The organism is Photorhabdus africana (genome assembly GCF_035181445.1).
GTDB classification, from domain to species: domain Bacteria; phylum Pseudomonadota; class Gammaproteobacteria; order Enterobacterales; family Enterobacteriaceae; genus Photorhabdus; species Photorhabdus laumondii.
Genome location: NZ_JAXBVE010000355.1, coordinates 1 through 213, shown reverse-complemented (window position 1 = coordinate 213; position 213 = coordinate 1). Strand labels below are relative to the sequence as shown.

The window sequence follows — 213 nt, the reverse complement described above, 5'->3', positions numbered from 1 at the left end:
CATCATTGCGGAAAAAGGGTTTCTTAGTACCTCGCCAGATAAAGCTTGGGTCAATGATACTATTCTGGTCATAAATCTTGAATCAAACCATAAAGGTCGTATTTTAGGGGACGCAGCTCATTTTAAAGGAGAAGCAGAGATGCTATTCCCCCCTGAGTCAAAAATGTTAGTGGAAAAGGTTTTGAATCACGGTGATAAAGAATTTGATTCCCA

The 213-nt window shown here is 39.4% G+C and carries 1 protein-coding gene; it reads left to right on the top strand.

The window, feature by feature from the left end; translation table 11 throughout:
• Positions 1 to 213, top strand: a 213-nt coding sequence (locus SLS51_RS24060; RefSeq protein WP_323840951.1) for an ADP-ribosyltransferase, incomplete at both ends; no start/stop codon positions are given.